The 7,788-nt window shown below is 37.7% G+C and carries 10 protein-coding genes; 5 read left to right on the top strand and 5 right to left on the bottom strand.

Features of this window, described 5'->3' with window-relative positions; all coding sequences use genetic code 11:
* On the top strand, positions 1-265 hold a 265-nt coding region (locus tag VB713_RS11600; protein ID WP_323311708.1), incomplete at its 5' end, for a hypothetical protein.
* 69 nt (positions 266-334) lie between these two features.
* Entirely contained in the window at positions 335-1,567 is a 1,233-nt protein-coding gene (locus tag VB713_RS11595; RefSeq protein ID WP_323311707.1) for an IS4 family transposase, read from the top strand.
* 5 nt (positions 1,568-1,572) lie between these two features.
* Here the strand turns inward: VB713_RS11595 and VB713_RS11590 are convergent, their stop codons facing one another.
* The gene (locus tag VB713_RS11590) at positions 1,573-1,839 is read right to left on the bottom strand and encodes a transposase family protein (RefSeq protein WP_323311706.1); all 267 of its coding nucleotides are present in this window, start codon (positions 1,837-1,839) and stop codon (positions 1,573-1,575) included.
* Between the two features lie 655 nt (positions 1,840-2,494).
* A complete protein-coding gene (locus VB713_RS11585) occupies positions 2,495-2,869 on the bottom strand; it encodes a cytochrome c (RefSeq protein WP_323311705.1) in 375 nt (124 codons plus the stop codon).
* Positions 2,870-3,079: 210 nt separating this feature from the next.
* On the opposite strand from VB713_RS11585, the gene petG reads away from it, so the two are divergent.
* Positions 3,080-3,193, top strand: a complete 114-nt coding sequence (gene petG / locus VB713_RS11580) for a cytochrome b6-f complex subunit V (protein WP_015217268.1) — start codon at positions 3,080-3,082, stop codon at positions 3,191-3,193.
* Positions 3,194-3,283: 90 nt separating this feature from the next.
* Here petG and rsmD read toward each other — a convergent pair whose 3' ends face one another.
* Both rsmD and hisH read right to left on the bottom strand, forming a co-directional pair.
* Positions 3,284-3,844, bottom strand: a complete 561-nt coding sequence (gene rsmD / locus VB713_RS11575; protein ID WP_323311704.1) for a 16S rRNA (guanine(966)-N(2))-methyltransferase RsmD — start codon at positions 3,842-3,844, stop codon at positions 3,284-3,286.
* A gap of 44 nt (positions 3,845-3,888) precedes the next feature.
* On the bottom strand, positions 3,889-4,524 hold the full coding sequence (gene hisH, locus VB713_RS11570; protein ID WP_323311703.1) for an imidazole glycerol phosphate synthase subunit HisH: 636 nt from the start codon (positions 4,522-4,524) through the stop codon (positions 3,889-3,891).
* A gap of 82 nt (positions 4,525-4,606) precedes the next feature.
* On the opposite strand from hisH, the gene VB713_RS11565 reads away from it, so the two are divergent.
* Positions 4,607-5,167 (top strand): peptidase C15, encoded by a 561-nt coding sequence (locus VB713_RS11565; RefSeq protein ID WP_323311702.1) that lies wholly within the window; start codon positions 4,607-4,609, stop codon positions 5,165-5,167.
* A 39-nt stretch (positions 5,168-5,206) separates the two neighbouring features.
* Positions 5,207-6,577, top strand: a complete 1,371-nt coding sequence (locus VB713_RS11560) for a DUF3370 domain-containing protein (protein ID WP_323311701.1) — start codon at positions 5,207-5,209, stop codon at positions 6,575-6,577.
* A 301-nt stretch (positions 6,578-6,878) separates the two neighbouring features.
* On the opposite strand, the gene hemJ is transcribed toward VB713_RS11560, so the two are convergent.
* Positions 6,879-7,472, bottom strand: a complete 594-nt coding sequence (hemJ, locus tag VB713_RS11555; RefSeq protein ID WP_323311700.1) for a protoporphyrinogen oxidase HemJ — start codon at positions 7,470-7,472, stop codon at positions 6,879-6,881.
* Between the last annotated feature and the right edge of the window lie 316 nt (positions 7,473-7,788).

Here is a 7,788-nt window from a genome sequence, read left to right as displayed (position 1 = left end):
GAGCTATGAGGCTTATTCTGTCTGCATTTTAACCATTTTTGTCATCCCGTCAGCAAAACATGAAAGAATATTTAAGATTTCTAAAAGTTCATTTCAAGTCATTCTTGATAGTTTTGTATGGGAATTCAGAAAGAACATCATCAGCTACTTACTCAGTTTACGACAGAATATGATCTGCAACCAATTGCAACACATTTATCAACTATTATCAAAGAATCTTTGGCAAGTGTTTCATCAAGTAAATGTCGTCAAGGAACGATTCTAGTACCAAAGTTTGTCCTAAAAGTTTGTAATTCTCTCCACTATCCGTCGTGATTTAAGTTATTTAGGAATTATGGATTGGATGATATCAGGATTGAGGTGGTTATCCTGTTGTCTACCAAAACAACTTATTTCTGAAGGTGCCATGAGTCATGCCAGAGTTCGTATAGGGTTAACAATTTTTCAACTAATTTTCAAAAAACTCACTTCTAGTTTTACAACATTAAAATCTGACTTTCATAAATGGACTACAGTAATATTTGATGGTTCCACAGGTACGACACCTGATACTGAAAGTAATCGTGATAAATTTGGGAAGTCTAAATGTGGTCGAGGAGAAAGTGCTTTTCCCATGCTGAGAATAGTCACATTAATATCAGCATCAACACGCCTGATTCTAGATTTTACCTATGGTTCCAGCCAAGGTAAAGGAACTGGTGAGAGGACTTTAATGACTAAATTACTAGCACAATTTAACCAGAAAAACTTATTATTTGTATTAGATGCTGGTTTATATTCCTTTGCCACTATTTTTAGTATTCGTACAAAAGAATGCGACTTTTTACTTAGGGTAGCTTCTAATATTAAACTACCTGTTATTTCTGATTCTCGTTTGCCAGATGGATACATGGCTAGATATCCAGATGGAAGTTATTTATCAGAAATTAATGGCAAAATTCTCAATTTAGAAAAATCTACAGAATCGCATAAACAATGGAATCACGAAAGTATCATTGTCCGAGTTATTGAATATCAAATTCCTGGTTTTCTCCCTCGTCGTTTAGTTACTAGTATTATTGACCCTAATATTTCTGCCAAAGAATTAATTATTCACTATCATTGCAGATGGGAGGTGGAAATTAGTTTCTGTGAAATAAAAACACATCAATGTGCTACGCTCAAAGGACAAATGCCCACTATTTTTCGGAGCAAAACATCTGAATTAGTCGAACAAGAACTTTATGCTATGTTAATTGCTTATAATCTACTCCGCGATTTAATTTACCAATCTGCTAACGAATATGATAAAAATCCTTTACTCCTTAGTTTTCTTGAATCTTTGCAACTAGTTATAGATTTAGTACAACTCATCAGCCATTCATCCTTAAAATTACGAGAAATTCAACATCAATATTTATTATCATTAATTTCCCAGTCTGAAATTGATCGCCCCCGACGAAAACGTATTAATCCCCGTGTTGTCAAAATTAAAATGTCCAAATTCAAGCGCAAAAACTCTTCCCATAAATCTGAAATCAGAGATATAGAAAAAGACTTGAAAATCCTTCCCCCGCAAGCAGTTTGACAATTTCATTCACGGGTATTGCATTTAAACTGTCGCCGATTAACTTCTAAAAAAATTTCTTTTTCTCCAAAAGGGAGGTCTTTAATAATATGTCTATGATTTTGATGTAATTTATTGCTGGTTATGCCACACTTAGGGCAGATGCTAAAGGACTTTTCTTGTTCAATTTGTAAAATCATCCCAATTCCGGTGTGAAGGCGATGTGATATTACTTTTACACCGCTTAAATCCAGAATCTCTGTTAGAATTTTAATATCTCTTTTACCAGTCATTACTTTAACTTTATCTAAAAAAAATTTGGATTCTATTTATAGTCAATAATAAATGCTCCTTTTATGTCAACCCCTACAACACTTTTAGTCATTTTTTGATACATTTTTTAATACTCTTTAGTGAGTGTATCTAATAGTTTGGCATAACAACTACCGAAGAGCCGTAAATTTTAAGGATTGCCTGAGTTGACGTTGCCCTAAGCTATAAACCATGAGAGCTAATGTCATAATCATTGCCAGCTTGAGTTTGGACTAAGGGGTTTCCTCATGAGTGACTGACGAACCCGTAGGGTATCGCTTTTTAAAGCAACGTTTGCATTAAACTGTACGAAATTTAAGCGATTCCCAGTAATGTGAAAGAGCAGGAGGCGTTTTTGAGGCTTGAGAGCGATTCAGTGTCAGAGCTCAAATTATTGCCACATCTCATCTTCCACCCCCTTGTCACCCGTTAAGCTGCTCTTTTTGGCATTAAAAAATCGGACAAAATGTAAAATTACAACTTAAAATTACAGACGTTAGGACTAGTAAGGTATGGCGAAAATAACTATCTAGTGAAAAAGCTTACAAAGCTTATTAAACGAGCTTTATTTACGCCGTGCTTTACTAGCAGTGGTGATAGGGCAGTTTTCTGGTTATAGTAAATTTTTACCAACATTCAAAGATTTTCCAAGTAACTCAAAAGGTCTGCCATTTCTTGGACGCTGGGCTGGAATTTTGGCATGGGAGGTGTGTCGCCACTAATCACTTGGTGAATCAATCCATATCGAGATTTACGCTTGGATACGGCTTGTAAGCTTGGTCCTACTAGTCCATCTGCTGCTAAACCGTGACACCCAGAACAGTTAATTTGAAAGATGGCCTTTCCCTGTACTGGATTTCCTGTTAGTGATACAACACTCTTGATATAGGGATCAGAGCCTTGAACTATGTGAACACCAAGAAGGGTCAAAGGGATTGCTATGAGTATGGCCAAAGCCGATAAAGCGATCCATTGAATTAACGTTTCAGATTTGGTAAGCTGGTTATCCAAAAGGTTTGCTTTTACATTCTAGGTGTACAAGAAACTTTATCATTTCCTACACATAGCTTAAAAGTTCTTGATTGTGTCTGCAAGCACAAATAAAAATTTTTATCTAGATTTATAGTCTAAAAATATTGTATGGCAATGGATTGATGCCAGATTTGGTAAAATCAAAAACAGGAACTGAAATGTTGAATAATTGCAAAGAGGAGATTTACAGTGGTTGAACCCCTGCTATCAGGTATTGTACTCGGTCTGATTTTCGTTACCCTTAGCGGACTATTTTACGCTGCCTATAAGCAATATAAGCGTCCTAACGAGCTGGGAGGGTGATTAAGTCCTGAGTGCTGAGTGCTGAGTACTGAGTCCTCAGTGGTGGGGAATAGGAGAAAATTTGATCTTATCAATATATTTCTCTCCTCACTACTTGATCTGCTCTAATGCCACGGTACTGTAAAAAGTTAATGCGGTGTTTCCATAAATTTTTTGGTGGCAGATTTCCCAATTAGGGATTTCTGGGGGTGTAAAATTTTTGGGTTTATGTTCTACTGCTATTTCTCCGTGAGGATCTAAAAGTTGATAATCTGCGATCGCTCTTAATACAGGTTCATATAAATCACTAGCATAGGGTGGATCAAAATATATCCTGTTAAATTTTTGACCTGATAATTTTTTTAACTGCTGGAGAATGTTTCCTCGCAATATTTGAAATTTTTGCTCGTTATGAGCTACTTGCTGCCAATTTTGTTGGATAATAGCACAAGCTCGATTAGACTGTTCGATTCCTACTACTAAGCTGGCTCCTCTACATAATGCTTCTGCGCCCATTGAACCACTACCCGCGCACAAATCTAGCCAGCGACAACCATCAATTTCTCCCTGCCAAATATTAAAAACTGCCTCCCGTACTCGCGCACTGGTAGGTCTGGTTTCTTGTCCTGGCAAAGTTTTTAGCAGTCGATTCCCGTAAATTCTCAGACTCATTAATTATTGGTCATGTAGTCAACTAATAAAATTGCAAATTTTTATTAAGCAGGAATTTTTTCGCGGACTTGAGCCACAAAATTAGATAAAACTTGCAATCCTATATTAGAGGATTTTTCGGGGTGGAATTGGACTGCCATGAGGTTTTCATGAGCGATCGCAGCTGTGATAGTTTGACTACCATGAGTAACCGTTGCTGCTTTAACTTGCGGTTCAATTGGGTCAACATAGTAGGAATGAACAAAATAAACCCAAGGTTCGGAAGGCAAATGTTCCCACAAAATACTCTTTGATTGGGTAAGTTGCAGTTGATTCCAACCCATGTGAGGAATAGCAATACCTGCTTCTGAGCGAAATCGACGAACTTTTCCGCGCACAATTCCTAATCCGGGTTGAGTTCCTTCATCGCTGGATTCAAACAAAATTTGTAATCCTAGACAAATACCTAAGAAAGGTTTGCCAGATGCAATCACATCTTTAATAGGTTGTTCTAAACCACGAGAACGCAGGTGTTGCACTGCCGGATCAAATGCTCCCACTCCTGGCAAAACTATGGCATCTGCTTGTTCTAACTCCTTGGCAGAATGAGTTACTTTAGGAGTTGCCCCAGCTTTTTCTAAACCTTTGCAAACTGAGTGCAAATTCCCCATATCGTAATCTACGACTGCAATCACTGGCATTTACCTGCTCCTTGTAAATTTATTAGGGAAGGCATTGTATTTATATTCTAATTCTAAATACTAATTCTAAATAATATTTATTATGCCCAAAAAAATACTATTAACTTCTTTTGCCACTTGGCTGAGTGAACAAAAGTCAAATTCTTCTGATGATTTGTTACTCGAACTCGGTAAAATGGATTGTATCTCTCATGATTTAAATTTTTTGCGCCAACTACCTGTAGATGTTGAGCTTGCCAGTTCTCGCGTCATTGCCAAAATCAATGAACTCAAACCTGATTATGTTATCTGTTGTGGCATGGCAGCAAGTCGTCAACAATTAAGTATCGAAGTCTTGGCTCGTATCTTATCTTTACAGTCTACGGATATCTCATCTAGAGATTGTGCAGAAAGTTTTTGGCAAACAACTTTGCAAACAACTGTTAATGTTGAACAATTAGTGGAGGGAACAGAAGTTGAGATTAGTTACGACTGTGGTAAGTTCGTCTGTGAATCACTTTATTATTCAGTGTTGAACTACCTGAATCAATCTCCACTTCCCATTCCTTGCATCTTTGTTCATGTGCCGATTTTAAATCAAGAAAATTTGCACAGGATGATTGCTGACTTTGTTTTAATCCTGAACAGACTGGCACTTATATAAGGTTGTCAGCGTCTCTTTAGAAAAATTTTCCTCTATATTATGTTGCCACTATTATTCGCTTTGACTATCGCGCAAGCAACTCCAGCTACGCCACCACCGGCAGAAGTGGTACAAACTCAAGAGGTTCGCCCTTTGCCAGGACAGTTGGATAGTGTGCCAGTATTTAATAGCAATAGCCCAGAATTGGTGTTAAAAGAAGGAATTTTACTTTCTACCTTTCCCGTAAATGGGAAAAAAGTACCAACGGCACATTTAAATTTTCCGTTTCGAGGACGGTTTGATATTTTTGCTCATCATGTTGCTAAAGCAGAACCACCGGAAAATTTACGTTCCCTTTACCTGGGAATAATGTTGCACAACCCTGGTTCTAAAGAGGTGAAAGTCAGTATATTGCAAGGAGCAAGTTATTTAAGTCAACCAGATGCACCTTTTATTCAGTTAGATTCTTTTATTCCCAATAATTCGGGTACAGTTTTTGCAGGTCCTGGTAGTCGGGTTATGTCTGATGTGTTGAGAGGAAAACGACAGCCAATTTTTCCGGCTCAAATTGTCATTCCTCCAGGGCAAAGTCAGATGTTATTAAATTTACCAATTCCTGTGGCAGAATTAACACCACCAATAAATGGTAGATCTACATTTATGCGTTTGTGGAGTAATGGAAATGTTTATGCAGCTAGTTTAGCTATGTTTGCACCTACAAATGCTGATGGTAGTGAACGTGCGCCAAATTTGGCAGAGTGGCAAAATTTACTTGATAACGGTGAGTTATCTGCACCCAGAGATAAAGCCCCAACGCCCCTGGAAGAGACTGGTAAATCGAGGATTTATGGTAGGGTAGCAGGTGTAGCGAGTGGTTCTCAATGGCGATCGCTCTTAGTAGATAATTCTACAGCTAAATATTTAACAATTCCCCAACCAGGTCAGGCTTTTTCCTATGCTTTAAGTACACTGCATGGTGGTACTTTTGGTACTGGTCAAATTCAAAGCGCACCTATGTTAGTTCGTTATCCTGATACAGCCTATCGCGCTCATGGTAACTATGGAATTCAATATAGTCTCAAGTTGCCTCTATACAACAGTACCCAAACTCAACAACAAGTAAGTATATCTCTGCAAACTCCACTCAAAGAAGATCAATTAACTAAAGCAGGACTACGCTTTTTCACTACACCAGCGCGTCAAGTTTTCTTCCGGGGAACAGTGCGGGTACGTTATCAAGATGAACAAGGTCAGCGAAAAACTGAGTTTGTGCATTTAGTCCAAACCAGAGGACAAACAGGAGAACCTTTGGTTTCATTAAATATGCAAGCAGGTGATTCGTCTTTGGTGGAAGTAGATTTTCTTTACCCACCGGATGCTTCTCCTCCACAGGTTTTAACGGTGTCAACACAAGGAAGAAGCAAAGAATAAATGATTTCAATGTGACACCCCAGGGTGCGGAATGTGGGCTACATAGGATATTTTTTATGATTGTCTGAATCAGGATGTCCAGGATTAAAGGATTTACAGGATAGAATATAGAATGATTTTGATAATCTCAATTCAGAAGATGATTAACATAATATTATTCAACAATGGACAATTAGTAAATAACATCCTGTTCATCCTCAAATCCTGGATATCCTGATTCAAATATTAGAATATCAAAAAGATTTTGATGGGTTTCGCTGTTGCTCTACCCATCCTACCAAATAAAGTATCCTATTTCTTACTAACTTTGTGCTTGGGGAACTTGATTGATTTGATTCATTTCTGCTATCATCTTCTCTTGATTGCGTCTGCGGATTTTGGCATACATCTGAATACTCACAGCCATGAAAATCACTAAACCAAAAATCAGCCAAGCAGTGATATCTGTAGGTAAGTTATTCTTGAATATAGCCAACATGACAATTACAACTAGTAATAGTGTAGGTGCTTCATTTAAAGCCCGCAAATGTTGTCCACTCCATTTACATTCGTCTGCGGCTAATTGTTTCATCAACCTACCGCAGTAGTGATGATAGATTAGTAAAATACCCACAAACCCTAATTTGAAATGTAACCAAGTTTCTTTTAACAAGTCTGGGTTAGTGGATAGGATACCAATAGCCATTGCTATCGTTACTATCATTCCTGGAACGGTGATGATATGGTAGAGACGCTTTTCCATAATTTGATACTGGTTTTTCAGTATCGTTTTTGCGGGTTCTGGTTCTTGGTTCGCTTCAACGTGGTAGATGAAAAGACGCACTAGGTAAAATAAGCCGGCAAACCAAACGACAAAGCCTATAATGTGAAATGCTTTAAACCAGGAATAAGCCATGAATTGTAACCTGCCTTAATCAATTTACAGATGATTGCATTTGCTCTTATTATCAGGTTACGGCAATTGTTGACAAGGATGCAGATTAGGTTAAGAAGTGTAAATATTTTGTCATGCTGGCAATAATCGCTTTGTCATTCTGAACGAAGTGAAGAATTTTCGAGATGCTTCGTACCTCAGCATGACAATCATCTCTTTGTCATGATGACAATAAATACTTTGTCATTCTGAACGGAGTGAAGAATCTTCGAGATGCTTCGTACCTCAGCATGACAATCATCTCTTTGTCATGATGACAATAAATACTTTGTCATTC

Source organism: Anabaena cylindrica UHCC 0172, from assembly GCF_034931625.1.
Lineage (GTDB): Bacteria > Cyanobacteriota > Cyanobacteriia > Cyanobacteriales > Nostocaceae > Anabaena > Anabaena cylindrica_A.
Note: the sequence above shows the minus strand (reverse complement) of the source record. Positions and strands in the feature narration are given on the sequence as shown.